Here is a 25,072-nt window from a genome sequence, read left to right as displayed (position 1 = left end):
CTTCCGAGGGATTGGCAACAGACAAGCTGCTTGGCGACACTAGTCGCCAAGCAGCTTGTCGTAACGGCCAAGGGGAGGGCAGCGCAATCACACGGGCAGCCAACCAGTACGACACCACGTCCAAACGCATCGTCAACACCGACCCCACCCTCTTCGGGCGGGTCTTCGACATCGATGTGCCACCGGGCGCGCAACCCGGCGCCACCGAGCTCAACCTCGCCCGCGTTCACGCCGACCGACGCAACGCCGATCTGGTGCTGACCGGCGACGACCGGGTCGTCCACCTCGAATTCCAGCGCCGTGCCGATCCCACGATGGCGGACCGCATGTTGATCTACCGCAGCCTGCTGCGTGTCGAACCGGGCTGTACGGGCAAGCCGATCCAGCAGCATGTCGTCGTCCTGGATCGCGGCACGTCGCCGAGCCGTATCGACGAGCCCGGGTTGACCTTCGAGTTCGATACCCACTACGCCCGCGACATCGATCCGGTGAGGGCGCTGGCCGAGCCGTTGACCGCGCCGTGGGCGATCCTCGCCGCGGCCCGCGACGACGACGAACGAAAGGCCCGTCTCGCGACGGTGCTCATGGCCGTGGCGTCCGCCGGATCGGAGTCACTCGCCCGGGAACTGACCCGGGCCGCACTCACCTTTGCCGCCATCGCGATGAGGCGGGAAGATATCAAGGACGTTCTGAGGGAGGCCGCGATGCCAGCCGACATGATCCGGGACACCGAGTTCGCGCAGGAACTCATCGACGAGGGCCACGCCGAAGGGCGGCTCGAAGGCCGGCTCGAAGGTCGACGTGAGGGGCAGCGGCAGGCAACAGAGATGCACATCGTCAAGGTGCTCGAACACCGGGGCGTCGGTCCCCGGATGGCGAAATTGATCGCCGAGGTGCTCATCGCGCGGGATGAGACCACGTCGGTCGAGCGGGCAGCCTTCGAAGAGTTGGACGAACTCATCGCCCTAGCGGCGGCACGGTGACTTCTGCCGGGTCGTGCGCCCCCGTATTGCGCACGACCCGGCACCAGTAACACGCTCCAGGGCCACAAAATGTTGCAATCGATTTCGGTCAACCGGTAAAGCTTGTGTCGTGCCTGGTCAGGCCCTCGCCGCAGGTGTCGCCACGGACGCGTGGCACACTGGAGGGTCGGTTTTTCCCAGGTTCGAAAGGCGTACGCGTGAGCGGCGGACCACTGATCGTGCAGTCGGACAAGACCCTGCTCCTGGAGGTGGACCATCCGGACGCGCAGGCCTGCCGGATGGCGATCGCGCCGTTCGCCGAGCTGGAGCGGTCCCCGGAGCACGTGCACACGTACCGGTTGACCCCGCTGGGCCTGTGGAACAGCCGGGCCGCCGGGCACGACGCGGAGAGCGTGGTCGACGCGCTGATCAAGTTCTCCCGTTACCCGGTTCCGCACGCGCTGCTGGTCGACGTCGCCGAGACGATGGACCGCTACGGCCGCCTCCAGTTGCTGAACGATCCGGTCCACGGTCTCGTGCTGCGCGGTCTCGACAGGTTCGTGCTGATCGAGGTGGCGAAGTCGAAGAAGCTGGCCGGCATGCTCGGCGAGCGGATCGACGACGAGACCATCGCGGTGCACGGCTCCGAGCGCGGCCGTCTCAAGCAGGCGCTGCTCAAGCTCGGCTGGCCGGCCGAGGACCTGGCCGGTTACGTCGACGGCGAGGCGCACCCGATCGAGTTGGCGCAGGACGGCTGGACGCTCCGGTCGTACCAGCAGGAGGCTGTCGACGGTTTCTGGGCCGGCGGCTCCGGGGTGGTGGTTCTGCCCTGTGGCGCCGGTAAGACGCTGGTGGGCGCGGCCGCGATGGCGACGGCGAAAGCGACCACGCTGATCCTGGTGACGAACACGGTGGCGGGCCGGCAGTGGAAACGGGAGCTGCTGGCCCGCACCACCCTGACCGAGGAGGAGATCGGCGAGTACAGCGGGGAGCGCAAGGAGATCCGCCCGGTCACCATCGCGACGTACCAGGTGCTCACGTCCCGTCGCGGCGGCGCTTTCACCCACCTCGACCTGTTCGGCGCTCGTGACTGGGGCCTGGTCGTCTACGACGAGGTGCACCTGCTGCCCGCGCCGATCTTCCGCTTCACCGCGGACCTCCAGGCCCGGCGTCGTCTCGGCCTCACCGCGACTCTGGTACGCGAGGACGGTCGCGAGGGTGACGTGTTCTCGCTGATCGGCCCGAAACGCTACGACGCCCCGTGGAAGGACATCGAGGCGCAGGGCTGGATCGCCCCGGCCGAGTGTGTCGAGGTCCGCGTGACCCTCACCGAGGCCGAACGGATGGCGTATGCGGTGACCGAGGCCGAGGAGCGTTACCGGGCCGCGGCCACCGCCCGTACCAAACTGCCGGTGGTGAAGGCCCTGGTCGACAAGCATCCCGGTGAGCAGGTGCTGGTCATCGGGGGTTTCCTGGACCAGTTGCACCAGCTGGGCGAGTTCCTGGACGCCCCGATCGTGCAGGGCGCCACCACGAACAAGGAGCGGGAGCGGCTGTTCGACGCGTTCCGGGACGGAACGCTTCGGACCCTGGTGCTGTCGAAGGTCGGCAACTTCTCGATCGATCTGCCGGAAGCGGCGGTGGCGATCCAGGTGTCCGGCACGTTCGGCTCCCGTCAGGAGGAGGCCCAGCGTCTGGGCCGGGTGCTGCGCCCGAAGGGTGACGGCCGTCAGGCCCACTTCTACACGGTCGTCTCCCGCGACACCATCGACACCGAGTACGCCGCCCATCGTCAGCGTTTCCTGGCCGAGCAGGGGTACGCGTACACGATCGTCGACGCCGACGACGTCCTCGGCCCGCCGCTGCCCAAGATCGACTGAGGCGGCCCGGTCAGACGGAGATGATCGGTCCGGGGTGGAGCATCCCGGCGAGCAGGTCGCCGTGCTGCTCGACGCGGTCCAGGGTCTCGGCGGCGCCGCACTGCCAGGAGGGCATCTCGCCGGTGGCCATGGCCATCACCTCGTCCCAGGTGAGCGGGGTCGAGGCGGTGGGTGAGGCCCCGGCCCGCAGCGAGTAGGGCGCGACCGTGGTCTTGAACGCGTTGTTCTGGCTCCAGTCGATGAAGATCTTCCCGGGGCGCAACTGCTTGGCCATCTTCGCGGTGATCGAGCCGGGCACCATCTTCGCCAGTTCCTCGGCGACCCGCCGGGCATAGTCCGACACCACCGAGGAGGACTGGGTTCCGGAGATCGGGCAGCACAGTTGCATGCCCTTCTTCCCGGAGGTCTTCGGATAGGCGGTGATGCCGTCGGCGCCCAGCCGGTCGCGCATCAGCATGGCCACCGCACAGCATTCACGCAGACCGGCGGGCGCGCCCGGGTCGAGGTCGACGACGAGCAGGTCCGGGTCGGCGCCGATCCGCCACTGCGGGGTGTGCAGTTCGATGGCGGCCAGGTTGGCGAGCCACACCAGGGTGGGCAGGTCGTCGACGACCACGAAGTCGATGGTTTCCCGGCCTTTCGTGGAACCGGGTACGGGCAGTCTTTCCAGGCGTACCCAATCCGGGGTTCCGCCGGGTTTGTTCTTCTCGAAGAAGTGCGCCTCGTCGACGCCGTCGGGGTAGCGGATCCGGGTGACCGCCCGGTCCCGCAGGTGGGGCAGCAGGACCGGCGCGACGCGCGTGTAGTAGTCGATGACCTCGCCCTTGGTGAAGCCGGCCGCCGGGTACATGACCTTGTCCAGGTTCGAGAGCTCGACGTCGCAGCCGTCGATGTGCACCAGGAACCGGTCACGAGGCATCGTCAGCGCACTCCCCGGGTCTCTTGTCGTCGCGCAGCCGCAGGAAGCGGGGGAAGCGCAGGCGACGGTCGGGCGTCAGGTTGCCGTAGCGGATCTCGGCCACGAGCTCCGGTCGTACCCAATGGGCGCCTTTGGAATCCTCTCGTGGCACCGCGCCGTCGGCGAAGGGTGAGTCGGTGGCGGCGAGCGGCGCCAGCCGGGAGAGGAGGTCCTTCTCGGCGGCCGCGCCGATGCCGCCGCCGACCCGGCCGCGGAAGGCCAGGCCGCCGGGGGTGGGTACGCCGACGAGCAGCCCGCCGAGTTTGCGGGCGCCGGGCCGCCAGCCGCCGATGACGTAGTCGCCGGTCCGGTCGAATTTGACCTTCACCCAGTCCGCGGAGCGCTGCCCGGGCAGGTAGACGGAGTCGGAGCGTTTGGCCATCACGCCTTCGAGCTGGTTCTCCCGGGCGGCGGCCTCGGTGGCCGGGCCGTCGCCGAACGACGGCGGCACCATCCAGCGCGCCCCGGCCAGGTCGAGTTCCTCGAGACGTTCGCGACGGGCCAGGTACGGCAGGCCGGTGTAGTCCATGCCGTCGAGGTACAGCAGGTCGAAGATGAGGTAGGTGACCGGGTGGGTGGCCGCGAGCCGGGCCGCGCGGTTGCGGTCGCGGACGTGCATGCGTTCGGCCAGCGCGGTGAACGAGGGCCGTCCGGCGCCGTCGAAGACCACCATCTCGCCGTCGAGGAGGGTGCCCTCCGGCAGGTGCAGGTCGGCGATCTCCGGGTAGGCGGCGGTGACGAGCGCTCCGGACCGCGCGTAGAGGGCCGGCGGGCCGCCGCTGAAGAGCGCGAGCACGCGTACGCCGTCCCACTTGAACTCGTAGCTCCAGTCCGGGCCCACCGGCAGCCGGCCCGCGGTCGCGAGCATCGGGGTGAGCGGTGATCCGGACACCCGATCACCATAGGCAAAAGCGTTCACCTTACGCAGGCGTCCCAGTGATGCCATTCTGAGAACATGCGAGCGATCTGGAAAGGCGCTGTCTCGTTCGGCCTGGTGTCGATCGCGGTCAAGCTGTATTCGGCGACCGAGGAGAAGGACATCCGCTTCCACCAGGTGCATCGCACCGACGGCGGGCGGATCAAGTACCAGCGCACATGCTCGGTGGACGGCGAGGTGGTCAGCTATGACGACATCGCCAAAGGGTATGACATCGGCGGCGGCGAAATGGTGATCTTGACGGATGAGGATTTCGCCGATCTTCCGCTGAGCACGTCCCGGGCCATTGACGTCCTGGAATTCGTTCCGGCCGAGCAGATCGACCCGATCCTGTTCGCCAAGGCGTACTACCTGGAGCCGGAGGGACAGGCCGCGAAACCGTACGTGCTGCTGCGCGACGCCCTGCGCGACGCCGACCGGGTCGCCATCGTCAAGATCGCGATCCGGCAGCGGGAGCAGCTCGCCACCCTGCGGGTCCGCGACGACGTGCTGGTCCTCAACACCATGATGTGGCCGGACGAGGTACGCACCCCCGAGTTCGGGTTTCTCGACGACGACATCGAGACCCGCCCGGCCGAGCTGGCGATGGCGAGCTCGCTGATCGACTCGATGGCCGGCAGCTTCGAACCGGCCGAGTTCACCGACAACTACCGGGCCGCGTTGCAGGAGGTCATCGACGCCAAGGTGGAGGGCCGCGAGGTGGTCCAGCCGGAGGAGGCCGAGGAGGCGCCGGCCGCGGCGATCGACCTGATGGCGGCGCTCAAGGCCTCCGTCGAGCGCGCACGCCAGGCGCGCGGCGAAAACCCCTCCGAGGGTACGGACGACGCGCCCCCACCCGCGAAGAAAGCGGCCACGCCCCGGAAGAAGGCCGCTCCCGCCAAGAAGGCCACTCAGGCGAAGAGCACCACGGCGAGGAAGACCACGCCCGCAACGAAGGCCACGAAGAAGTCGGCATGACTACTCTTCCTCCATGGGTTTTGCATGCGGGGTGGCTCGATGGCGCTGACGTGGGCGGAGTCTTACCTGGGCCGGGTCCGGGCGAGCGTGGGAGACACCGACACCATCTTCTTCGTCGGCGCCCGGACGGTCGTGCTCGACGACGACGGCAGGCTGCTGCTGATCCAGCGGTCGGACAACCTGCGCTGGGCCATTCCGGCGGGCGCCATGGAGCTGGGCGAGAGCATGGCGGAGTGTGCCGTCCGTGAGTTGTGGGAGGAGACCGGGCTGCGGGCGACGTCGTTGACTCCGTACGCGTTCTACACCTCCTACACCTATACGAACGAGTACCGGCACACGTACCAGCAGGTTCTGATGACCTTCTTGGTGAACTCGTGGGAGGGCGAGCTGCTGCGGCAGACCGAGGAGAGCGTGGACGCCGGGTTCTTCCCGCTGGACGCGCTGCCCGGGCAGCAGTCGTTCGTGATCGACGAGGCGCTCGCCGACCTGGCCACCTTCCAGAAGACCGGCGTCCTGGTGATGAAGTAAGGGTGGGTTAAATCGCGGTGCGGTCTTCTGTCCACTGGGGCAGGATGGCGCTTCGTGAGCACCAAGCGCCGCCGGCTGAGCCTGGATCTGTCCCCGTTACGCACTTCCCGGGACTTCCGGCTCGTCTTCATCGGCGGGGTGGTGACCGCTTTCGGGTCGTTCATCAGTTACGTCACCATTCCGTACCAGGTGGCGAAGCTGACCGAGGACCCCCTGATGGTGGGCCTGATCGGTGTCTGCGAGCTGCTGCCGCTGCTGATCATGTCGTTCGTGGGCGGCGCGCTGGCCGACTACATCGACCGCCGCCTGCTGGTGCGCGGCAGTGAGTTCGCGCTGGCTCTGATCTGCGGCATCCTGCTGATCAACTCGCTGTCCGACGAGCCGCACCTCTGGCTGCTGTACGTGGCGGCGTTCCTGACCGCCGCGGTCGCCGGCCTGCAACGTCCCGCTCTGGACGCGATGCTGCCCCGCCTGGTGAAACCGGAGGAACTGCCGGCCGTCATGTCACTGCATTCGCTGGGCATGCAGTTCGCCCAGCTCTTCGGCATGCCACTGGCCGGCATCCTGCTGGCCAGTTTCGACCTGGCCTGGGTGTACGCGTTCGACCTGCTGACCTTCGCCGTGTCGCTGGTCTGCCTGACCCTGGTGAAGGCGGTCCCGCCGCCGGTGGCCGCCGACCGCCCGTCGCTGAGCAGCGTGGTCACCGGCCTCAAGTACGCGAAGTCCCGCCCCGAACTGCTCGGCACCTACCTGGTCGACATCAACGCGATGTTCTTCGGCATGCCGTCGGCGCTCTACCCGTTCCTGGCGAACAATCTCGGCGGCCCGAAGGTGCTGGGCCTGCTGTACGCGGCGCCGGCGGTCGGCTCGCTGATCGCCACGATCGGCTCCGGCTGGACCGCCCGGGTGCACCGGCACGGCCTGATGGTGCTGATCGCGGCCGCGTTCTGGGGTGTCGGCATCGTCGGCGCGGGCCTCTCCGACACCCTGTGGCTGACCCTGTTCTGCCTGGCCTTCGCGGGCGCCGCGGACATGGTCTCCGGCCTGTTCCGCATGATCATCTGGAATCAGACGATCCCCGACCACCTGCGGGGACGCCTGGCCGGCATCGAGATGCTGTCCTACACCACCGGCCCGCTGCTGGGCCAGCTCCGGGCGGGCGCGATGGCCCGCACCGGGCTGGGCGTCACCGGCTCCATCTGGATGGGCGGCGTGCTGTGCGTCGCCGGCACCCTGGCCCTGGCCGCCGCCCTGCCGAGGTTCGTCCGCTACAACGGCAAGAACGGCATGGCCCTGAAGAAAGCGGCCGACGAGGAGTGGGTGGCCACCGCCGCCGACCGCCGCGTCGAGCGATGAGCACGGCGACGCCGGACCCGGCTACTTCACCTTGACCGCGTCGTACCTGGTCTGCGGCTGCCGAACGCTGCTGCCAGGGTAGACGACCTTCCAGGTACCGGACTTGGTCGCCTTGAACTTCTTGCTGTACTTGCCGCCGGCACCGGTCGTGGCCTGCCCCTTGTACGTGTAGCTCTTGGCGCCGTTGGCCTTGAAGTAGAACCTCAGCACCGCACCCTTGAGGCCGTACGCGGGGCCGTATTTCACCGGGTCGACCTTGAGAACACCGCTGTGGGTCAGCGCGGTGTTCTTCCTGACCGGCTCCGGGGTCGCGTTGTAGGTCAGCGAGGTCGGCCGCTTGACGTAGAACGTGTCGACCCGCTCCACGACGTGGTTGACGTAGTCGTCGTCGGACCACTTCAACTCGGTACGGATGGTGTAACGGCCGGGCCCGTCCAAGCTGCCGCAGATGAAGATGTAATCCGTCAGGTAGGCGTAATCGCCGCTGCGTGAGGACTGGGACGGCCACAGGAAGTCGACCAAGTCGCCGTCCGCTCCCATGACGTCCGCGGAGACGTCGGTGTAGTTCTCCTCGGCCAGCGGGTCGTACACCTTGAAGGTCACCTTCACCCGGTTGGCACAGCCCGCGTCTCCGTCGAGCACGAGGCTGCCGGTCGACAGCGTGATGCCGGCGAGCCTGGGCTGGGCCTGCGCCGGCGAGGCGGCCAGCGCCACGGTGGCGAGCCCGGCGGAAACGGCCAGAGCCGCCGCGGCGCAGCGGCGGGCGAATGACTTACGCATGACTTCCTCTCCCCAACGAACAGACGGTTCCGTTTCGTTGTTACGCGGGGGCATCATCCATGTGCACGGCCGTCCCGTACCAGACCAAGGGCGCAATTCTGCCCTCCGGCATGGGCTATCGCTGGCCGAACGGCCAGGTCGAAAGAGCCGAAACGGCTTTGCCGCTTTCCGGCGCCGAGGCCGTACCTCCTGGTCGACGGTCATCGCAGCCGCGCCACACGGTCGTCCCAGCCGAGCGCCAGTTGCTCCGGCGGGTAGGGGCCGAAGAGCATCGGGGTGCCGTCGAGGTGCCGCTGGGGTTTCTTTCTGAGCCGCCTGTCGGAATCGAACCGACGACCTACGCATTACGAGATCGAAAACCGCAGTCGATCTACTGGCACAAACATCCGTCGACCAGCGGAAACGCTTGTCATGATCTGACAGCGTTCCGCTACATTGGCGGCCCTCGTGCGGACCGATTGCGGACTAATCGATCTTGGGTGTGCCCGGCTCGCCCACCGCTCCGCCTGGCATTACCGGCCGTCTGGCGTTCGGCAACCCGCGGCACCACCACAACCACCATATTCGGTGGCAAGCCGCGAAGCGGCGCGGCAGCAACTACGGCCCGGCCCGCAGGAACCCTGACCTATGGACCATCCGCGCCGCGCTTAGATCTACGATGTGCCTCGAACCCGTAGTATCACCAGTGATACTAAGCGAATATCGTCGGAGATGCGGCGGACCGACTGGTGAAAATCTTGGCGGAGATGCGCCGGAACCCGAACAACGTCCCGTTCGCGGACCTGCTGTTCGTCTGCCGGCACTACTTCGGGGAGCCCCGATCGCAGGGCACATCGCACCACGTGTTCAAGATGCCGTGGCCCGGTGACCCCGGGTCAACATTCAGGACAAGGGCGGCAAGGCGAAGCCGTACCAGGTCAAGCAGGTGCTGACCGCGATCGAGAAGCTGGAGGAGCGAGCATGAGCGTGGCGGACCACTACACCTACCGAGTCCACTGGTCAGCCGAAGACGACGAGTACGTCGGCACCGTAGCCGAACTGCCCTCCGTCTCCTGGCTCGCCGAAGACCGGCTGGAAGCCTTCATCGGCATCAACGCGTCGCCGAAGAGATCGTCGCCGACATGGAAGCCTCCGGCGAAACCCCGCCCGTGGCCATCGCCGACCGCCACTACTCCGGCAAGTTCCAGGTCCGCGTACCCGAAGAGGTCCACCGCCGCCTGGCCATCCGCGCAGCCGAGCAAGGCGTCTCCCTGAACGCGCTAGCCTCCTCCCGCCTGGCCGGCGCCTGACCAACTCAAGAGGCCGTCGTCAAGCCGGCCGATTGCCGCTCAGCTCGCCTACGACGAGCATCAACTGAAGAGGCAACTCTTTGTCGTAGTGACCGACCTGGGCGACGATCCCCCGGGCGCCGGCCTTCCAGAGCTCGATCTCGAAGAACCACCCCGTCAGATACTCGAACATCGAGCCGCCCGGGTCATCCGGCGAAGCGTCGCCGTCGAAGTATGGGCGGATGTCCCTGCGCTCAGGTGGCCCGTAGCGGGATGTCAGCACCTCCGCCAGTTGTGCGCGGTCAGTTTCGAAGGATGTGAGCGCCTGGTCGAAGTCGCCATCCTCGGTCTCCCAGTCATAGAACGACTGGCTCTCGCGAAGATCGACATGGTGGGGTTCAGGCCTACCGCGGTTGTCCATCACGAACGGCTCGGCGAGCAACTGATCAAGCCTGGAGATCCACTCGTCCACGGCAGCGACCCTAGCCGTACTCATCACACGGAGATAGTCCGCACGCCTGTCACTGCGACGTCGTCACCGTGCCTACTTCAGCTGCCCCGGAGCCCGGGCCCGCCTGAGGCATCTCCTGCCCATAGGCACCACACCCGAGAGCCGGCCGGCGCGCCGGCCGATGTCGGCCGAAGGCCGCCACCGGGCGTACTGACCATCTGCGGACCGCGGGCTCCCCGGACACCGTCATCGACCTGTTCAAAAGAAGAACCCCAGGCCGGTGACCTGGGGTTTCTCGTGGAGCCGCCTGTCGGAATCGAACCGACGACCTACGCATTACGAGTGCGTCGCTCTAGCCGACTGAGCTAAGGCGGCAACGGTTAGTCATCTTACTGCATAGACGGACAACCTCTCATCGGGGGAGGATCGTTCGGTGGCCATCGTTCCCCGACAGCGTCCTGCCCAGTCCGAGGCGAATGTGCCGAACCGGCCACGCAGCCTGGATCCGCAGGAGCTCGGGTTCACCCGCAGGGGCCCGATCGGCTGGCTGGCGCCGCTTCTGCTGTTGAGCACCGGGCTGCGCGCCGTTCTGCACCTGTTCTTCGGGGCGTACCTGGACAAGCGTGAGCTCCAGAACGCGCTGGACGGTGATGTCTTCGACCATTCGACGACGGCGACCGGCGAGTTGTGGCTGGACTACGTGGCCGACCTGGGTGACGGTTTCGACGCGACCTATTCGGTGGCGTACCTGTTGTCCCAGGACGAGCTGGAGGTCGACGGCGAGCGGCTGCCCCGCGGCCGGCTGCTGCTGATGGGCGGCGATCAGGTGTACCCGCTGGCCAGCGGCGAGGGCTACGAGGACCGGATGAAGGGGCCGTACCGTGCGGCTCTTCCGGAGGCCCCGGCCGGCGCGCCGCGGCCGACGCTGTTCGCGCTGCCCGGAAACCATGACTGGTACGACGGTCTCACCGCGTTCCTGCGCCTGTTCGCCCGGCGTAAGGACGGCCACATCGGCGGTTGGCGGACCGAGCAGCGGCGGTCGTATTTCGCGGTGAAGCTGCCGGCCAACTGGTGGCTGTTCGCGGTGGACGAGCAGTTCGGGGCGTACATCGACGATCCGCAGTTGCTGTATTTCGAGAAGGCGGCCGAGCGGGTCGGCCCGGACGACCGGGTGATCCTGATGACACCGTCGCCGACCTGGGTGAAGGCGAAGGACAACCCGGACGCGTACGACGCCGTCGACTACTTCATCCGGACCATCGTGGCGCCGACGCAGGCGCAGGTCCGGGTGCTGGTGTCCGGGGATCTGCACCATTACGCGCGGTTCTCCGGCGAGGACCGGGAGTTGATCACCTGCGGGGGTGGTGGGGCGTACACGCTGGGCACCCAGAATCTGCCGGATCACCTCATGGTGCCGCCGAAGGAGACGCTCACCCGCAGCCGGAGCCGCAGCCTCCGGTACGACCTGCGCGGCACCTTCCCGGATCCGCCGACGTCGCGCCGGATGGGGTTGGGAGTGTTCCACCGGGTGCCGCGGCGCAACGCCGGCTTCGCCACACTGCTCGGCGTCATCCACACGCTGACGATGCTGGCGATGGCGGGGGCGGCCAGCCAGGGCGGCAACATCCAGCGGCTGTTCAGCATCCCGTTGGTGCTCATGCTCGTACTAATCATGGCCGGGACCGTCGCGTTCGCGAAACCGGACGGGCACGCACGGCATTGGGTCTTCGGGGTGGCGCACGGTCTGACCCAGATCGCGCTGGCCGTCGGCGGGACGTGGGTGTGGTTGCAGTTCCCGTTCCGGGACTGGCCATGGCCGGGACCTCTGGCGGTGGCCGCTCTCGCGTACGGTCCGTTGATCGCGATCGTCTCAAGCCAGGTGGTGGCGCTGTACCTGCTGATCGCCGCCCGTTTCGACGTGAACCTCAACGAGCTCTTCGCCGGTCAGGGCATCGAGGACGCCAAGAGTTTCCTGCGCATGCACATCACCCCGGACGGCTCGCTCACCATCCATCCCATCGGCGTCGACAAGATCTGCCACGAGTGGGTGGCCGACCCCGACGCCGAGCCCCACGCGCCCTGGTTGCGCCCGGCGACGCCGTTGACCGCACGCCACATCGAGCCCCCCATCGTCGTCGATTCCACCCCAGATCAAACCCGTTGAGGTGTACGCCGTGCGCCGCCCCCACCGGATCCACCCCGTCCCGCCTGTTCCGCGCGAGCCGCTACCCACTCGCGCCCGGCGGCGCGCCCGCCGGGCTGAGCTGCCCACGCACTCCCGGCGGCGAACCTGTCGCGCTGGATCAAGCCGGACACCCGGCCGGTTCCCTACCGTGAGGGCATGAACTCGTACCAGGGCAGTCGTGGCGTCGTGCTCATCACCGGCGCGAGCGCCGGTCTGGGTGAGGAGATGGCCCGGCAGTTCGCCGCCCTCGGCTACGACCTGGCGCTGTGTGCTCGCCGGGTGGACCGGCTGGAGGCGCTGCGCGCCGAACTCACCGGGTCCCGGGTGAGCGTGAAGGCGCTGGACGTGACCGACGACGAGGCGGTTTTCACGGTGTTCCGGGAGTTCGCCGCCGAGTTCGGCCGCATCGACCGGGTGGTGGTGAACGCCGGCCTGGGCAAGGGCGCCCCGCTGGGCACCGGCCGTCCGGACGCGAACCGGGACACCGCGCGGGTCAACTTCCTGGGGGCGTTGTCGCAGGCCGAGGCCGCGTGCGAGATCTTTCGAGCGCAGCACCGGGGCCACCTGGTGATCATCTCGTCGATGTCGGCGCTGCGCGGCATGCGCCGCTCGATGACGACGTATGCCGCCACCAAGGCGGGTGTCGCCGCCCTCGCCGAGGGTCTGCGTTCCGAGCGGATCCCCGGGGTGGACGTATCCGTCATCTACCCCGGTTACATCCGCTCGGAGATGAACGCACACGTCCAGCAGAAGACCCGGTTCATGGTCGACACCGCGACCGGCGTCCGCTCCATGGTCGCCGCCATCGAGAAACGCCGCCCGAAGGCCTACGTCCCAGCCTGGCCATGGGCCCCACTCAGCGTCGCCATGCGCGTCCTGCCACTGTCACTGGTCCGCAGACTGACCTGAAATCCACCATCGGCAAAACCCCCGACCGACCCCGGATCGTCAGTAAAAGCCCGACCACCCAACCCGAGCAACCCAGCCCCCCGGCCAGGGATCGTCAGTAAAAGCCCGACCGGGGGACCCGTGCGGCGTCAGCCGCCCGGGTCGGATCGTGCGGCGCCAGCCGCCCGATCAGGCTCGCGTAGAGCCGGCGTCAGCACGATCGACAGCACCAGCAGCATCGCCACCGCGAGCAGTCCTCGCGAGACCGTGTAATGGTCGCCGAGGAATCCGATCAGGGGTGGCCCGCCGAGGAAGGCGCAGTAGCCGATCGAGGCGACCACTCCGACCCGGGCGGGGGCGCGGGCCGGTTCGTCGGCGGCGGCGCTCATCCCGACGGGGAAGCCGAGCGACGCGCCGAGGCCCCAGAGCAGCGCGCCGGCGAAGGCGACCGGTGCGGACGGCCCGAACACGAAGATCAGCAGCCCGCCCAGGCCGGTCACCGCGAGGGCCCGCAGCACCGGGACGCGCCCGTAGCGGTCCAGCAGGTTGGGCCCGTACCACCGGCCGACCGTCATGGCGGCCAGGAACAGCGCGAACGCGAGTGTGCCGGTCGCCGCCGTGGTGCCGTAGTCGTCGATGAGGGCGATGCTGATCCAGTCGATGCCGGCGCCTTCGGTGAGCGCGAAGGCCAGCACGAACAGGCCGATCAGCAGGGTGCGCGGCTCTCGCCAGGCGGCCAGGGCGCTGAACGATCCGCCGCCGGTCTCGGGTTCGGTCTCGTCGGGCACGAACCCGCGGACCGCCACCACGACCGCGCCGGTGACGATCACGCAGCTGATCACCACATGCCAGGTGACGCCGATCCCGGCTTTGACCACGCCGGCTCCGACCAGTGCCCCGGCGACGGTGCCGACGCTGTAACCGGCGTGGAACCGCGACATGATCGACCGCCCGATGCGGCGTTCCACCACGGCGGCCTGCACGTTCATGGCGACGTCCCACGCGCCGGTGGAGAAGCCGTACAGGTAGAGCGCCACGACCACCGGGACGACGCCGAAGTGGTAGCCGACCGCCGCGGACGCCAGCGACACGCCCAGCATGACCGCCATGGTGCCGACCATGGCCCGCGAGCCGTACCGGTTGACCAGGTGCCCGGCCAGCGGCAGCGACGTGATCGAGCCGGCCGCGATGGCGAGCAGCACCAGTCCGAGTTGTGACGGTGTGAGCCCGAGGTGGTCGCGGATCTGCGGGATCCGGGAGGCGAAGCTCGCCATGGCGACGCCGAGAAAGATGAAGGTGATGTAGACGGAGCGGGTGCTGGACCGCAGCTCCGCCGTCTCGACTGTGCTCAAGCGAGGACCCCGTGTGATCGTGAAAACGTTCTCACCGGTCACGCTATCTAAACTTCGGGGTGTGCAGCAGGGGCCGAAGTGGGATGTCGCGGTGGTGGGGGCGGGCCCGGCGGGGTTGTCGGCGGCGGTTGCGGCGGCGTCCGCCGGGGCGAGAGTGATCGTGCTGGAGCGGGCCCAGCATCCCCGCTACAAGACGTGCGGCGGCGGCCTGCTGGGCGTGTCGATGCGCTTGAGCACGCCCCGGGTGGAGGTGCCCGCCCGGGACCGGATCCATGCGGTGACCTTCACCCACGACGGGCGGCGGAGCTTCACCCGCCGCTCCGCGGACGAGCCGGTCGTGACCATGGTCCGGCGCGATGACTTCGATCACGCCTGGTGCCGGGCCGCGGTCCGGGCCGGAGCGACGGTACGCCAGAACGCCCTGGTCCGGGCCGTCTCGCAGGACGACGGCGCGGCCACCGTGACCCTCGATGACGACAGCGCCGTGACGGCCCGGGTGGTGATCGGGGCGGACGGTTCGGCCGGGGTGACCGCGCGGCATGTCGGTGTCACCTTCGACCAGCAGGATCTGGGGCTGGAGGTGGAGTTGGCGGCGAGCGAGGGCGACCGGGACCGCTGGCGTGGCCGGCTGCTGCTCGACTGGGGCCGGGTGCCCGGCTCGTACGGCTGGCTGTTCCCGAAGGGTGACCAGCTCACCGTGGGCGTGATCATGGCGAAGGGCCGTGGCGCCGAGACCAAGCGCTACCTGCGCGAGTTCGTCGCCCGGCTAGGTTTGGCCGACCGTGTGGTGCTGCGCGACTCCGGTCACCTGACCCGCTGCCGCAGCGCCTCCAGTCCGGTCCGCCGTGGCCGGGTCCTGGTGGCCGGCGACGCGGCCGGGCTGTTGGAGCCGTGGACCAGGGAGGGCATCAGCTACGCGCTGCGTTCCGGCGCCTGGGCCGGCACGGTCGCGGCCGGGGGCGGCGACCTGACCGAGTACGACCGCCTGATCGCGGCGGATCTCGCTCCGGAGATGGCCGCCGGGCGCCGCCTGCTGGGGCTGTTCGGCCGTCATCCGGGGCTGGTGCACGCCGTGATGGCCAGTCCGCTGGGCTGGCGGGCTTTCACCGGGTTCTGCCGGGGTGACTTCTCGATGGCCGGGGTGTTGCGCCGCCGGGCGGTGGCCGCGGCGGTGAGCCTGTTGGGCGGGCGCTCCGGCCGGCCGGGCGGGCCCGGCCGGCCGGAGCACGGCTAACGGGATCGGAGCTGCCAGGGCGCCCATTGGACCGGCGCGGCGAAACCACCGCGCCGGGCGTCCCTGGCCCCGACCGGGGAGAGTGGTCCTTCCCGGCCGGATTTCACTCCGGAGCCGATCAGCCGGGTCTCGAACCAGGACCCGCCCAGCCCTCGGCGTACGCGTTCCCACAGCCCGCCTTCGATGAGCGCGTCGACGTGGGTGCGCAAGCGATCGATGAGGACTTTCGGGTCCTCGTCGCAGGTGTCGCAGGTGCAGGCCGGCAGCGATTCCTCCCACCATCGGCCGAGGCGCAGGCGTAGACCGGGGCCGGTGAAGTGGACCGCCAGCGGGGCCGCGGTGGGCATGTGGGGGATGAGCCGGACGGTCCGCGCGAGCGCCTCGTCGAGCCCGAGCGGTTCCTTGCTCTCCCGGCGTTCCACCTGGTAGCGCTCGGTGAGCTCGTCCAGCAGGGTTTCGGCCGCCTCGTGCAGCGTGGCGAAGCGGTCGGGGTCGGTGGTGTCCGGGTTGCCGTCCACCACTGCAGTATGCCGCGCTCGGCCCGCGGCATCCGGATGCTCCGGAGGAAGGTGAGTCATTCGTCGAAACCGAAGTCTCCGGCCTTGACTCCGGCCACGAACGCGTCCCACTCCTCCTTCGTGAAGTCGAGGGGTGCGACGCCGAGGTTCTTGCTGTCACGGATCAGGAATCGGTTCCCGATCCTGGCAACCTCGACACAGGTGCCGGTCGAACATCGTCCGCTCCGGCGCCACCGTGGCTCTTCCGTCGGTTTGATCATATGTGTGCACCTCCGTGACGGTTCGGAATCCACGGTATGCGAATGAACCGGACCCGGCCGGGCGCGTGCATGAATGAAAATGAGAAAATGCCGCTTATCCCACTGAATGTGAGATATGCGGCGGCAATTTAATACGATAAAACTGTTTTGCGAATACTTTTGGCCGGCCCGCTCTGCAAGAACGTGAGGTGCAGAGCGGGCGGGCCGACGACTTCAGAAGCGGAACTCGCCCGCGGCCACGCCCTCCACGAAGGCGTTCCACTCGTTCTGGTCGAAGCTGAGCGGGGCGGCCTCGGGGTTCTTCGAGTCGCGGATCAGGTACTGGTCGTTCACCTTGGCGACCTCGACGCAAGTCGACGTTCCGCACCGGCTGCTCTTACGCCAGGCGGGCACGTTCATCTCGTTGTGCATTGGGGACCTTTCAAAGGAATCATGTCATGTCATCAAAATCGTCTACCGGGACGGCCGGTCCGTATCGGCGCGCTCCAGCTCCTTGATCCGCCGTTCGATGAATTGGATCGTGTCCGCCTCATCCGCGGCCTCCTGCCAGACCCGGTCGTATCGCGCGCGGTGTTTCGCGGCCATCTCCTGGTCCTCGACCATTTCGTCATCCAGGCCGGTCTCTCTGTACAACACCTCGCCGCCGCCCAGCACGAGCAGGTCGAAGCTGGCGTTGTTGGTGACCGAGGCATCGAGTGAGAACGGCACCATCCGGACCCTGATGGAACCGTCCTCGGTATGCTTCTTCAGGTCGCGCAACTGCTCCGCGAAGACCGCCGGCCCGCCGACGGCGCGGCGGAGCACGGACTCGTCGACCATCAGCAGGATCTGCACGTCCCCGGCGCGGCCGAGCAGAGCCTCACGACGTTTCGTTCTGGCTTCGACCCGCCACCTGCGCTGGTCCTCGTTCAACTCGTCCTCATACCGGGCCATCAGCGCGGTCGCGTAGCCGCGAGTCTGCAGAGGGCCAGGTATGTAATAGATCGAGTAGGAGCGGATCTCCGCGGCCTCACTCTCGTACTCGATCAGTTTACGCAGGTCGTCGGTGAGGGTGTCGCGGAATTCCGGGGCCTGGTACCACGCTTTTCGCTGTCGGGTACGGGCGACACGGGCATCGGCGAGCAACGCGGCGACCGCCGCCTTGTCCTTGATTCCGAGGTAGTTCAACAGCGGTTTCAGATCGTTCGCGGAGATGCTGACATCGCCCCGCTCGATTCTGATGACCTTGCTGTGCGACCACTCCATCTCTTCGGCGACCTGATTTTGGGTGAGCCCGGCTCGCTCTCGCGCTTCACGAAGCGCGAGACGTACGCGCCGACGCGCGATGGTCGGCGAGTCACCCTCGGTCATGAGTCCTTCATCGTCGAAGTGTAGTGACGCTCTGTAGCGGCCGAGTCTTGGCCTGCGACCTCGCTGTCTGCCATCTGGCAATCAGCGAGGTCGCGGAACATCCTAGTACTGTCCTATCAGAACGACGGCTGCCGGGGGCGGTTTTGATCGAATAGCAACATCACCCGAGAGATTCTCGTGAACCCGCAGGTCACGCCGCTGCCAATCCGTAACCCCAGGGTGTGCGCCGAGTGTCCTCCATGGCCCGGCGCAAGGCTCGGCTCACCTGATTGAAGACCCTCGCGTCGGCGGACGAGTAGAGCACGACCGCGGTGCCCCGATACTGCGCGTGAAGCTCCCACCGCCCTGGCTCGCGCCAGAGCATGGCTACACCCGGTACTGCCAGGCCGAGAAGGACGAGCACATAGATCGCCGGATCCGGCAGCAGAACCCAGCCTGCTACCGCGGCGGCGAGGACTCCCGCGGCGAGGGCCGGGGCGTACGGGCGGATGCGAGAGGGCGCCTGCACCAGGCCGACGTTGCGCAGGTCGGAAACGGCGAACACCTGCGGGGCGGATTGGGGATGCCAGACGAACTGATCATCGGACACCAGGGCGTCCGGACCGCGATAGTAGATCCGTGTGCGCATGGCGAACTCCTCTTCGCTTTTCCTGCGAGGAGGGAAGGAGCGGGGCCACCATTGGCGCGAGAGACCCATTCCCGCCTCGTTCGAGTCGCAACGAACGAAGCCTCAGAGGCGGACAACGGCACCCGTTTGCCGCCGGGTGCCGTTGCTTGTCTCTCCCTCCAACTCCGCCCTTTGTTGCTCTCCTTGCAGTGAAGCACGCCACCCGGCAGTCCGCCATCACTCAATCTGCTATGTCGCAGATTGCGAACAAGCCGCTCAAGGCCGGTTTGGGCGCTTCATCGGCGGTGATCGAGGCGTTTGCCCGGCGAGAGGACCGGGTAGGCCAACCCCGAACATGGAGACGAACCTGTATTTCCGCAGGTGGGAGGGCGAAGACCGAATGGAGACCCGATTGAGTGTCGCGGGCCAGGCGGTGCAGCCGATTCTGGTGATGTTCCCGCTCGGCCTCTTCGCGATGGCGGTTATGTTCGATATGGCGGATTTGCTGGGTGGACCTACCATCCTGGGCGCCCTGGCGTACTGGAACATCGTGGCCGGTCTGATCGGCGGCACGCTCGTGACGGCGGCCGGCACCGTCGACGTGATGTTCGCCCGCCGCTCCCGGGACCGCCGCCTCGGCGTGCTGCGCGGCCTGCTCAACGTGGGTGTGCTCGTGGTGTTCGCGGTCATCGCCATGCTGCGCGTCCGCGAGCCCGAGCGGGTGGTGAGCGGCGGCCTGTTCGCCGTCGAGCTGCTCGCCCTGGCGCTGGCCGGGTTCGGCGCGTGGTTCGCCGGAGAGGTGGCCAACGGCCGGTCGCCCGCGTTTGCCCGGGCCGCGGTCGGGAACCGGAACTACTGACGGAACAAACCCCCGGCAGCCGGAAGGAGCCCGACCATGACCGCATCGATCAAGGGAAAGCGTGTGGCTTTCCTGGCGACCGACGGGGTGGAGGAGATCGAGTACACCGAACCCCGTAAGGCCGTGGAGAACGCCGGTGGCCGCGCCGAACTCCTCTCGATCGAGGACGGCGAGATCCAGGCGGTCAACCACCTGGACAAAGCCGGGACGTACCGGGTGGAGAAGAACGTGCGCGAGGCAGACCCCGCCGACTACGACGCCCTCGTGCTGCCCGGCGGCGTCGCCAACCCCGACTTCCTGCGCGCCGACGCGGACGCCGTCCGCTTCGTCCGTGAGTTCGTCACCACCGGCAAACCGGTCGCGGCGATCTGCCACGGGCCGTGGACACTGGTCGAGGCGGGCGTGGTCGACGGCCGCACCCTGACCAGCTGGCCCAGCCTGCGCACGGATCTGGTGAACGCGGGCGCCACCTGGGTCGACGAGCAGGTCTTCGTGGACGACGGGTTGATCACCAGCCGGAAGCCAGACGACCTGCCCGCCTTCTGCGAGGCGCTGCTCGACGCGATCTGATCCGAGACGCCGGCGCCGCAGTTGGCGGCAGTGCTCGCCGGCGGGCTCCGCCCGGCATCGGAGCGTTGATTGAAACACCACCGCCGGGCTTCGTGCTCGACCCGCTTACGGCGAGAGCCTGCTCGTACAGAGGGATGGCACGACCCAGGCCACCCGCAGCCTGGCAGGCGCCGGCGAGGTTGTTGACCGAGGTCAGAGTGTCGGGGTGATCGTCGCCGAGAACCCGGCGCCGATCGGCGAGAGCCTGCTCGAACAAAGGGATGGCACGACCCAGATCACCCGCCGACCGGTAGGCGTAAGCGAGGTTGTTGACCGAGGTCAGAGTGTTCGGGTGATCGTCACCGAGAACCCGGCGCCGATCGGCGAGAGCCTGCTCGAACAAAGGGATGGCACGACCCAGATCACCCGCCGACCGGTAGGCGTAAGCAAGGTTGTTGACCGAGGTCAGAGTGTCGGGGTGGTCATCGCCCAGAATCCGCCGCCGATCGGCGAGAGCCTGCTCGAACAGGCCGATGGCACGACCCAGATCACCCGCCGACCGGTAGGCGCCGGCGAGGTTGTTGACCGAGGTCAGAGTGTCGGGGTGGTCATCGCCGAGAACCCGCCGCCGGTCGGCGAGAGCCTGCTCGAACAGGAGGATCGCCGCACGCACGTCACCCTGGCCCTCCAGGAACAACCCGTGTCGGTTGTTGAGGAACGCGGTCGTGGTGACAAGGTCGTTGTCGGCTGCCTGCGAGGCGGACCTCGTCGCGGCGTTCAGGTGGGGTAGCAGACGACGCCACCGCGGCCACTCGGCCGGATCCTGCCAGTCCGGCAGCACCGCGGCGAGCGCCCTCAGAGCAGCCATGTGCGCGGCGGTGATGTCATCGGCCTGCCGATACGGATCACCGGAGTCCGGGGTACGGGCGACCGCCTGCACCAGGCGGTGCACCGAGATCGTCCCCACCCCCGCATTGAGAGTGATCATGTTGTAGGCCGCCAGCCGGCCCAACGCCCGCCGGGTCGCCGGCTCACCCTCCCCGATACCGTCGACCAGGCCACGAGCGATGTCGTCCGGGGCATACCAGGCCAACACCCGCAACAGCCGCTCCGGCAGATCATCACCACCCGCCCTGAGCGCGTCGAGGGTGACCCGCCAGATCCGCGCGACCGTACGCTCGGCTCTACGGTTCTCACCCCCGTCACGGAACATGTCCGCCGGATAGGTCTCCCACAACCGCAGATAGTCCCGCCCGCCGGTACCGGTCTCGGCCATGTACGCGCCGGCCTGCTCCACCGCCAGCGGCAGCAACCCCAGCACGGTACAGACCGCTTCCGCCTCAACCCGGTCGACGGCGACACCATCACGCGCGGCGAGCCCCGTCAGCAACTCGACCGCCGCATCCACCGGCAGCACATCCAACCGGAGCGTGGACACCAGCCGCGGCCAGCCGGTCGCCCGGCGACTGGTCAGCACCATCCGCCCGCCCACCCGATCCGGAGCCACCCGGGCGAACAACCCCGCCAGATCCCCCGGATCCGTCACATTGTCCAAAACCAGCAGCCACCCCGCATGAACGGCCAGCCAGCCCAGCGCCCGCTCGCGCAACGCCTCCGACGGCAACACCTGCGACAACCCCGGCTGCAACGCTCCCGCGAACGCCACCAAACCGGCATCCACACCCGCCGCACTGTCCGCGGTGATCCACCACACCGGCGCGAACCGATCCCGATGACCGGCCGCCCAATGCGCGACCAGAGTGCTCTTACCGATCCCACCCAGCCCGTGGACGGCCTGCACCAGCACCAGCGGATCAGCAACAGCCGCATCCAGCAGCCGCAACTCCTCACCCCGGCCCAACAACAAACCATCAGCCATCGGCAGATGACACATCCCGGCCGGCGCCGGCACCTCCGCCACGGGCGTCAACGCCTCCGCCGGCACCATCGCACCGTTCTCGATCGCCTGCTGAATGATCAACGCGTCCGCACCAGCCGACACGACCCCCGAACTGTCGCCGCCGATCGTCACCGACGACCCCGGCGAGGTCGGCAAATCAGGCGCGGGCCAGCGCCACGACCAGCGGCTCACCTCTGATGCTGCGTGATCTGCGCACCGTCACCAGTCGAGATGATCCCGGAATTGTCGCCACCGACGTTGACTCCCGGACCAGACGGGGGCGGAGACGACGAACCCGGACGGGCCAGCACCACAGCCGCGATCGCCACAACCAGACTCGCCACCCCGGCCAGCCAACTCGCGGTCTCGACACCCTCGGAGCCGAACAACCACGCTGACACCCCGAGCCCAGCAGCGGCCACCACACCAACCACCAAGATCACCCAGTGTCGCGCTCTCATCACGACATCATCGCCCCCACCGCAACTCGAAACCATCAACCGACCGCCCAATCCACACCGGACTCCCTGACCGCCAGGCGGTTCCAGGTCAGCAGTTGGTCTCATCGATGACTACGGTCGTTTCATGGCGCATGACAGCGGTCGGAGCCGGCGTGGCACGCCTGAGGAGCGCGAGGCGGCAGCAGCGAAGTACCGGGAAGCGATCGAACGACTCCAGAGGACGGCGTACTGGAATCTGCGATCGTCCATCGCCGGCCTGTGCGTCTTTCTCGGGTTCTTCGGTGCCCTGTCCATCTATCACGGTGGGAACGACGGCGCCCGGCTCGCGCCGACCCTGGTGTGCGTTCTCGGCGGGATCTGCGGCGCGGGTGTCTACTTCAGCCGGCCGTATCCGCGGGTGGTTCGCTGGCTTCTGCTGGCGGCGGTCTCGCTCACCGGTTTGGGGCTGGCAGGCCTGGCGATCGTGGTGGGAAATGGCTCCTGATCGTTGCGGGCGGCCGTTTGACGACAGGCGGCTCAATGGGGAAAGCCCAGGTCGTCGACCTGGGCTTTCATTCTTCAATCGGCGCGGTCCAGGCGCTTGGCCAACAGGTTTTCCCCGTGCAGGAAATCGCCCGTGTCGTGGAAACCGTTTCGCCGGTAGAGCGCCCAGGCGTGTTCGTTGCCCGCCTTCACCGCCAGCCGAACCGTTTCCGCCCCCGTCTGCCGGGCCCACCGCTCGACCGCGTCCAGGATGTGGTCGCCCACGCCCCGGCCACGCCCCGCCGGCGCCACGTACATCGAGATCAGCTCCACGACGCCGTCCTGGTCGGTGGGCATGCCGCTGGCCATGCCGACAGGCTGCCCGTCGAGCGTCGCCACCACGTTGTACGAGCCGGGGACGGCCAGCCGGGAACGCCAGCGTTCCTCACGGTCGCCATCGCCCTGCCAGTCCGCCAGCCGGGCGCAGAAGGCCTGCGGCGCCTCCGTCAGCGCGGCCAGCCGCAGTTCCCGCCAGATCTTCCAGTCGCCCTCGTCGAGCGCACGCGTTTCAATCATGGCCGAAGGCTGCCGTAGATCCATGGACGAATACAATGCGTTAATGACCGAGACGTGCCCGCAGTGTGACGGGGAGCTTCGGCCTCTCGGGTTCTTCCTGTGTCTTCGCAAGGAGGATGAGAAGCGGGTCTGCCGTACCCCGTTTCGGTGCCTCGCCTGCCGGCGGGTGTGGAGCCGCTGGGCCGACCGGGCCGACCCATTGGAGCTGGACGAACTGCTGCCGCCTCGGAGATGACCGGCCTACTCGGCGTTGTAGTGGGCGTCGTGGGCCTGGCGTGGGGCGCACGCCGAGGCACGACTGCAGGAACAGCGGGATCCGTCGGCATCCATGCGAACGACGACCGCGTCCTTCGGCACGCTGTGGGCCACCACCCGGCCGTCGCCCTCGGGGGTCGTCACGCGGGACCCGATGGCCGGGGCCGAGGCCTGGAACTGTTGGTACAGCGGGTGCTCATATTTGAGACAACACATCAGGCGGCCGCACGCGCCGGAGATCCGCAACGGGTTCAGAGGGAGATCCTGATCCTTCGCCATGCGGATGGTGACCGGCTCGAAATCGGTCAGGAAGGTGGCACAGCACAGGTCGCGGCCGCATGAGCCGATGCCGCCCTGGACCCGGGCCGAGTCGCGGGCCGAGAGCTGGCGCAACTCCACCCGGCAGTGCAGGGTGGCGCCCAGGTCGCGGACCAGCGAGCGGAAGTCGACCCGGTGCGGGGCGGTGAAGTAGATCGTGGTGCGGGCGCCGCCGTTGCCGGGCTGGTCCATGACGTGGTCGACGGCGACGACCTTCATCGGCAGGTCGTGGGCTTTGATCAGCTTCTTGGCGGCGACCTTGGCCTCGGCCTTGCGTTTGCGGAGCTGCTCGTCGCGGCGCAGGTCACGGTCGTCGGCGAGGCCGGCGACCTTGGGGAACCCGGAGGTGTCCTCGTCGACCCATTGCGGTGCCCAGACGCACTCCGCCACCTCGGGACCGTCGTCGGTCGGGACCAGGACGCGGTCGCCGACGGCCGGGGTGAAGCCGGCTGGATCGAGGTAGTAGAGGCGGCCGTACCGGTTGAAGCTGACCGCGCACAGCATGCCCATGCGATCAACCCTACGACGGTTCGCAAGCTGCACCAAATGCCGGGTTTGAACTACCCGCGCGGGTTGTCGCATAGATGCCGCGCAACCGGCCTCATCGACCCTCGTTGGCCAGTCCCGTAGACGCCGCACGCCTCGAAAGGACTTCCCATGAACCCCGCCAGGTCGGTGGCCGCAAGTGTCGTCACGCTCGGGTTCCTGACCACTCCCGCGCCGGCCTACGCTGTGCCGGCTACCTGCGAACAGCCGGCACCGTATGCCGCACAGTCGGCGGCTGAACTGCTCCGGATCGATCGGCTCGAGCTCGGTGCGGCGCCCGGGATCGCCAACCTGCGTGGGGCCGAGCCGGACTCCGGTGAGGGCGGCCCACAGGCCGGGAGCGGCGGCAGTCCGGCGTCGGATGCCGGTGGCGGAAAGACGGACGCTCATCGTAGGGGCAGCGCGACGGGCTCCGGCGGGCCGGGCGCCGCGGGCACGCCTGGGACCGCAGGGGCGGGCAGGCCAGGTAAGGCGAGCTCCGGCGGGCCGGGCATGGCCGACTCCGGCGGGTCCGGCGCGGCAATCGGGTCCAGTGGGCCCGGCGCGCCCGATTGGTCCGGCGCGGCCGGCGGGAACGGCACGGCCGGCGGGAACGGCACGGCCGGCGGGAACGGCACGGCCGGCGGGAACGGCACGGCCGGCGGGAACGGCACGGCCGGCGGGAACGGCACGGCC

The 25,072-nt window shown here is 68.3% G+C and carries 25 protein-coding genes, 1 tRNA gene and 1 pseudogene; 12 read left to right on the top strand and 15 right to left on the bottom strand.

The genetic code is table 11. From position 1 onward, the window contains the following. Positions 1-11 precede the first annotated feature (11 nt). Positions 12-983: a hypothetical protein gene (locus AB0I88_RS07395; protein ID WP_361019667.1), complete on the top strand. Its 972-nt coding sequence runs from the start codon at positions 12-14 to the stop codon at positions 981-983. Positions 984-1,180: 197 nt separating this feature from the next. Further along, positions 1,181-2,842 carry a DNA repair helicase XPB gene (locus AB0I88_RS07390; RefSeq protein WP_361019664.1) on the top strand — a complete coding sequence of 554 codons (1,662 nt, stop codon included), beginning with the start codon at positions 1,181-1,183 and terminating at the stop codon, positions 2,840-2,842. A 10-nt stretch (positions 2,843-2,852) separates the two neighbouring features. Here AB0I88_RS07390 and ligD (AB0I88_RS07385) read toward each other — a convergent pair whose 3' ends face one another. Both ligD (AB0I88_RS07385) and ligD (AB0I88_RS07380) read right to left on the bottom strand, forming a co-directional pair. Further along, positions 2,853-3,761, bottom strand: a complete 909-nt coding sequence (ligD, locus tag AB0I88_RS07385) for a non-homologous end-joining DNA ligase (RefSeq protein ID WP_361019661.1) — start codon at positions 3,759-3,761, stop codon at positions 2,853-2,855. After that, positions 3,751-4,668 carry a non-homologous end-joining DNA ligase gene (ligD, locus tag AB0I88_RS07380; RefSeq protein WP_361019940.1) on the bottom strand — a complete coding sequence of 306 codons (918 nt, stop codon included), beginning with the start codon at positions 4,666-4,668 and terminating at the stop codon, positions 3,751-3,753. Before ligD (AB0I88_RS07380) ends, ligD (AB0I88_RS07385) begins: the two co-directional genes overlap by 11 nt. 87 nt (positions 4,669-4,755) lie before the next feature. Between ligD (AB0I88_RS07380) and AB0I88_RS07375 the strand changes: the two genes are divergently transcribed. The 3 genes from AB0I88_RS07375 to AB0I88_RS07365 are packed head-to-tail and all read left to right on the top strand — an operon-like array spanning position 4,756 to position 7,578. Then, positions 4,756-5,694 carry a Ku protein gene (locus AB0I88_RS07375; protein WP_361019659.1) on the top strand — a complete coding sequence of 313 codons (939 nt, stop codon included), beginning with the start codon at positions 4,756-4,758 and terminating at the stop codon, positions 5,692-5,694. Positions 5,695-5,733: 39 nt separating this feature from the next. Next, on the top strand, positions 5,734-6,222 hold the full coding sequence (locus AB0I88_RS07370) for an NUDIX domain-containing protein (protein ID WP_361019656.1): 489 nt from the start codon (positions 5,734-5,736) through the stop codon (positions 6,220-6,222). A gap of 54 nt (positions 6,223-6,276) precedes the next feature. Then, a complete protein-coding gene (locus AB0I88_RS07365) occupies positions 6,277-7,578 on the top strand; it encodes an MFS transporter (RefSeq protein WP_361019653.1) in 1,302 nt (433 codons plus the stop codon). A 21-nt stretch (positions 7,579-7,599) separates the two neighbouring features. Here the strand turns inward: AB0I88_RS07365 and AB0I88_RS07360 are convergent, their stop codons facing one another. After that, complete coding sequence (locus tag AB0I88_RS07360) at positions 7,600-8,358, bottom strand: hypothetical protein (protein WP_361019651.1); 759 nt, start codon at positions 8,356-8,358, stop codon at positions 7,600-7,602. Between the two features lie 1,121 nt (positions 8,359-9,479). Between AB0I88_RS07360 and AB0I88_RS07355 the strand changes: the two genes are divergently transcribed. Next, positions 9,480-9,647, top strand: coding sequence for a toxin-antitoxin system HicB family antitoxin (locus tag AB0I88_RS07355; RefSeq protein WP_361019648.1), 168 nt, complete (start codon positions 9,480-9,482; stop codon positions 9,645-9,647). A 19-nt stretch (positions 9,648-9,666) separates the two neighbouring features. Here AB0I88_RS07355 and AB0I88_RS07350 read toward each other — a convergent pair whose 3' ends face one another. Together AB0I88_RS07350 and AB0I88_RS07345 are read right to left on the bottom strand one after the other, a co-directional pair. Continuing rightward, positions 9,667-10,098 carry a hypothetical protein gene (locus AB0I88_RS07350; protein WP_361019646.1) on the bottom strand — a complete coding sequence of 144 codons (432 nt, stop codon included), beginning with the start codon at positions 10,096-10,098 and terminating at the stop codon, positions 9,667-9,669. A gap of 277 nt (positions 10,099-10,375) precedes the next feature. Further along, positions 10,376-10,452 (bottom strand) — tRNA-Thr (locus AB0I88_RS07345). A 58-nt stretch (positions 10,453-10,510) separates the two neighbouring features. Here AB0I88_RS07345 and AB0I88_RS07340 point away from each other — a divergent pair. Beyond that, the gene (locus AB0I88_RS07340) at positions 10,511-12,241 is read left to right on the top strand and encodes a metallophosphoesterase (RefSeq protein ID WP_361019644.1); all 1,731 of its coding nucleotides are present in this window, start codon (positions 10,511-10,513) and stop codon (positions 12,239-12,241) included. Between the two features lie 177 nt (positions 12,242-12,418). Continuing rightward, positions 12,419-13,171 carry an SDR family oxidoreductase gene (locus tag AB0I88_RS07335; RefSeq protein ID WP_361019641.1) on the top strand — a complete coding sequence of 251 codons (753 nt, stop codon included), beginning with the start codon at positions 12,419-12,421 and terminating at the stop codon, positions 13,169-13,171. A gap of 128 nt (positions 13,172-13,299) precedes the next feature. Here AB0I88_RS07335 and AB0I88_RS07330 read toward each other — a convergent pair whose 3' ends face one another. Further along, complete coding sequence (locus AB0I88_RS07330; protein WP_361019639.1) at positions 13,300-14,502, bottom strand: MFS transporter; 1,203 nt, start codon at positions 14,500-14,502, stop codon at positions 13,300-13,302. A gap of 61 nt (positions 14,503-14,563) precedes the next feature. Between AB0I88_RS07330 and AB0I88_RS07325 the strand changes: the two genes are divergently transcribed. Beyond that, positions 14,564-15,736, top strand: coding sequence for a geranylgeranyl reductase family protein (locus AB0I88_RS07325; RefSeq protein WP_361019637.1), 1,173 nt, complete (start codon positions 14,564-14,566; stop codon positions 15,734-15,736). Here AB0I88_RS07325 and AB0I88_RS07320 read toward each other — a convergent pair. From AB0I88_RS07320 to AB0I88_RS07300, 5 genes are all read right to left on the bottom strand, one after another. Then, positions 15,733-16,254 (bottom strand): DUF6226 family protein, encoded by a 522-nt coding sequence (locus tag AB0I88_RS07320; RefSeq protein ID WP_361019635.1) that lies wholly within the window; start codon positions 16,252-16,254, stop codon positions 15,733-15,735. The genes AB0I88_RS07325 and AB0I88_RS07320 overlap by 4 nt on opposite strands. Before the next feature lie 56 nt (positions 16,255-16,310). Next, the gene (locus AB0I88_RS07315; RefSeq protein ID WP_361019633.1) at positions 16,311-16,514 is read right to left on the bottom strand and encodes a DUF397 domain-containing protein; all 204 of its coding nucleotides are present in this window, start codon (positions 16,512-16,514) and stop codon (positions 16,311-16,313) included. A gap of 213 nt (positions 16,515-16,727) precedes the next feature. Further along, positions 16,728-16,925, bottom strand: coding sequence for a DUF397 domain-containing protein (locus tag AB0I88_RS07310; RefSeq protein WP_361019630.1), 198 nt, complete (start codon positions 16,923-16,925; stop codon positions 16,728-16,730). A gap of 42 nt (positions 16,926-16,967) precedes the next feature. Next, positions 16,968-17,864: a helix-turn-helix transcriptional regulator gene (locus tag AB0I88_RS07305; RefSeq protein ID WP_361019629.1), complete on the bottom strand. Its 897-nt coding sequence runs from the start codon at positions 17,862-17,864 to the stop codon at positions 16,968-16,970. A 190-nt stretch (positions 17,865-18,054) separates the two neighbouring features. Beyond that, positions 18,055-18,492, bottom strand: coding sequence for a DUF6232 family protein (locus AB0I88_RS07300; protein ID WP_361019626.1), 438 nt, complete (start codon positions 18,490-18,492; stop codon positions 18,055-18,057). 379 nt (positions 18,493-18,871) lie between these two features. On the opposite strand from AB0I88_RS07300, the gene AB0I88_RS07295 reads away from it, so the two are divergent. After that, positions 18,872-19,330: a DUF2231 domain-containing protein gene (locus AB0I88_RS07295; RefSeq protein ID WP_361019623.1), complete on the top strand. Its 459-nt coding sequence runs from the start codon at positions 18,872-18,874 to the stop codon at positions 19,328-19,330. 36 nt (positions 19,331-19,366) lie between these two features. After that, entirely contained in the window at positions 19,367-19,900 is a 534-nt protein-coding gene (locus tag AB0I88_RS07290) for a type 1 glutamine amidotransferase domain-containing protein (protein ID WP_361019620.1), read from the top strand. Here the strand turns inward: AB0I88_RS07290 and AB0I88_RS07285 are convergent. Then, positions 19,839-21,971 (bottom strand): tetratricopeptide repeat protein, encoded by a 2,133-nt coding sequence (locus AB0I88_RS07285; protein WP_361019617.1) that lies wholly within the window; start codon positions 21,969-21,971, stop codon positions 19,839-19,841. The genes AB0I88_RS07290 and AB0I88_RS07285 overlap by 62 nt on opposite strands. A gap of 393 nt (positions 21,972-22,364) precedes the next feature. Between AB0I88_RS07285 and AB0I88_RS07280 the strand changes: the two genes are divergently transcribed. Then, positions 22,365-22,724 (top strand): hypothetical protein, encoded by a 360-nt coding sequence (locus AB0I88_RS07280; protein ID WP_361019615.1) that lies wholly within the window; start codon positions 22,365-22,367, stop codon positions 22,722-22,724. A 74-nt stretch (positions 22,725-22,798) separates the two neighbouring features. On the opposite strand, the gene AB0I88_RS07275 is transcribed toward AB0I88_RS07280, so the two are convergent. The 3 genes and pseudogenes from AB0I88_RS07275 to AB0I88_RS07265 all read right to left on the bottom strand — a co-directional run. Continuing rightward, the gene (locus tag AB0I88_RS07275) at positions 22,799-23,278 is read right to left on the bottom strand and encodes a GNAT family N-acetyltransferase (protein ID WP_361019612.1); all 480 of its coding nucleotides are present in this window, start codon (positions 23,276-23,278) and stop codon (positions 22,799-22,801) included. Positions 23,279-23,518: 240 nt separating this feature from the next. After that, positions 23,519-24,361 (bottom strand): regulatory iron-sulfur-containing complex subunit RicT, encoded by an 843-nt coding sequence (gene ricT / locus AB0I88_RS07270; protein WP_361019609.1) that lies wholly within the window; start codon positions 24,359-24,361, stop codon positions 23,519-23,521. A 422-nt stretch (positions 24,362-24,783) separates the two neighbouring features. After that, positions 24,784-25,072 (bottom strand): annotated as a pseudogene (locus tag AB0I88_RS07265) (hypothetical protein); the annotation flags it as partial.

It is taken from the genome of Actinoplanes sp. NPDC049802 (assembly GCF_040656595.1).
GTDB lineage: Bacteria > Actinomycetota > Actinomycetes > Mycobacteriales > Micromonosporaceae > Actinoplanes.
Note: the sequence above shows the minus strand (reverse complement) of the source record. Positions and strands in the feature narration are given on the sequence as shown.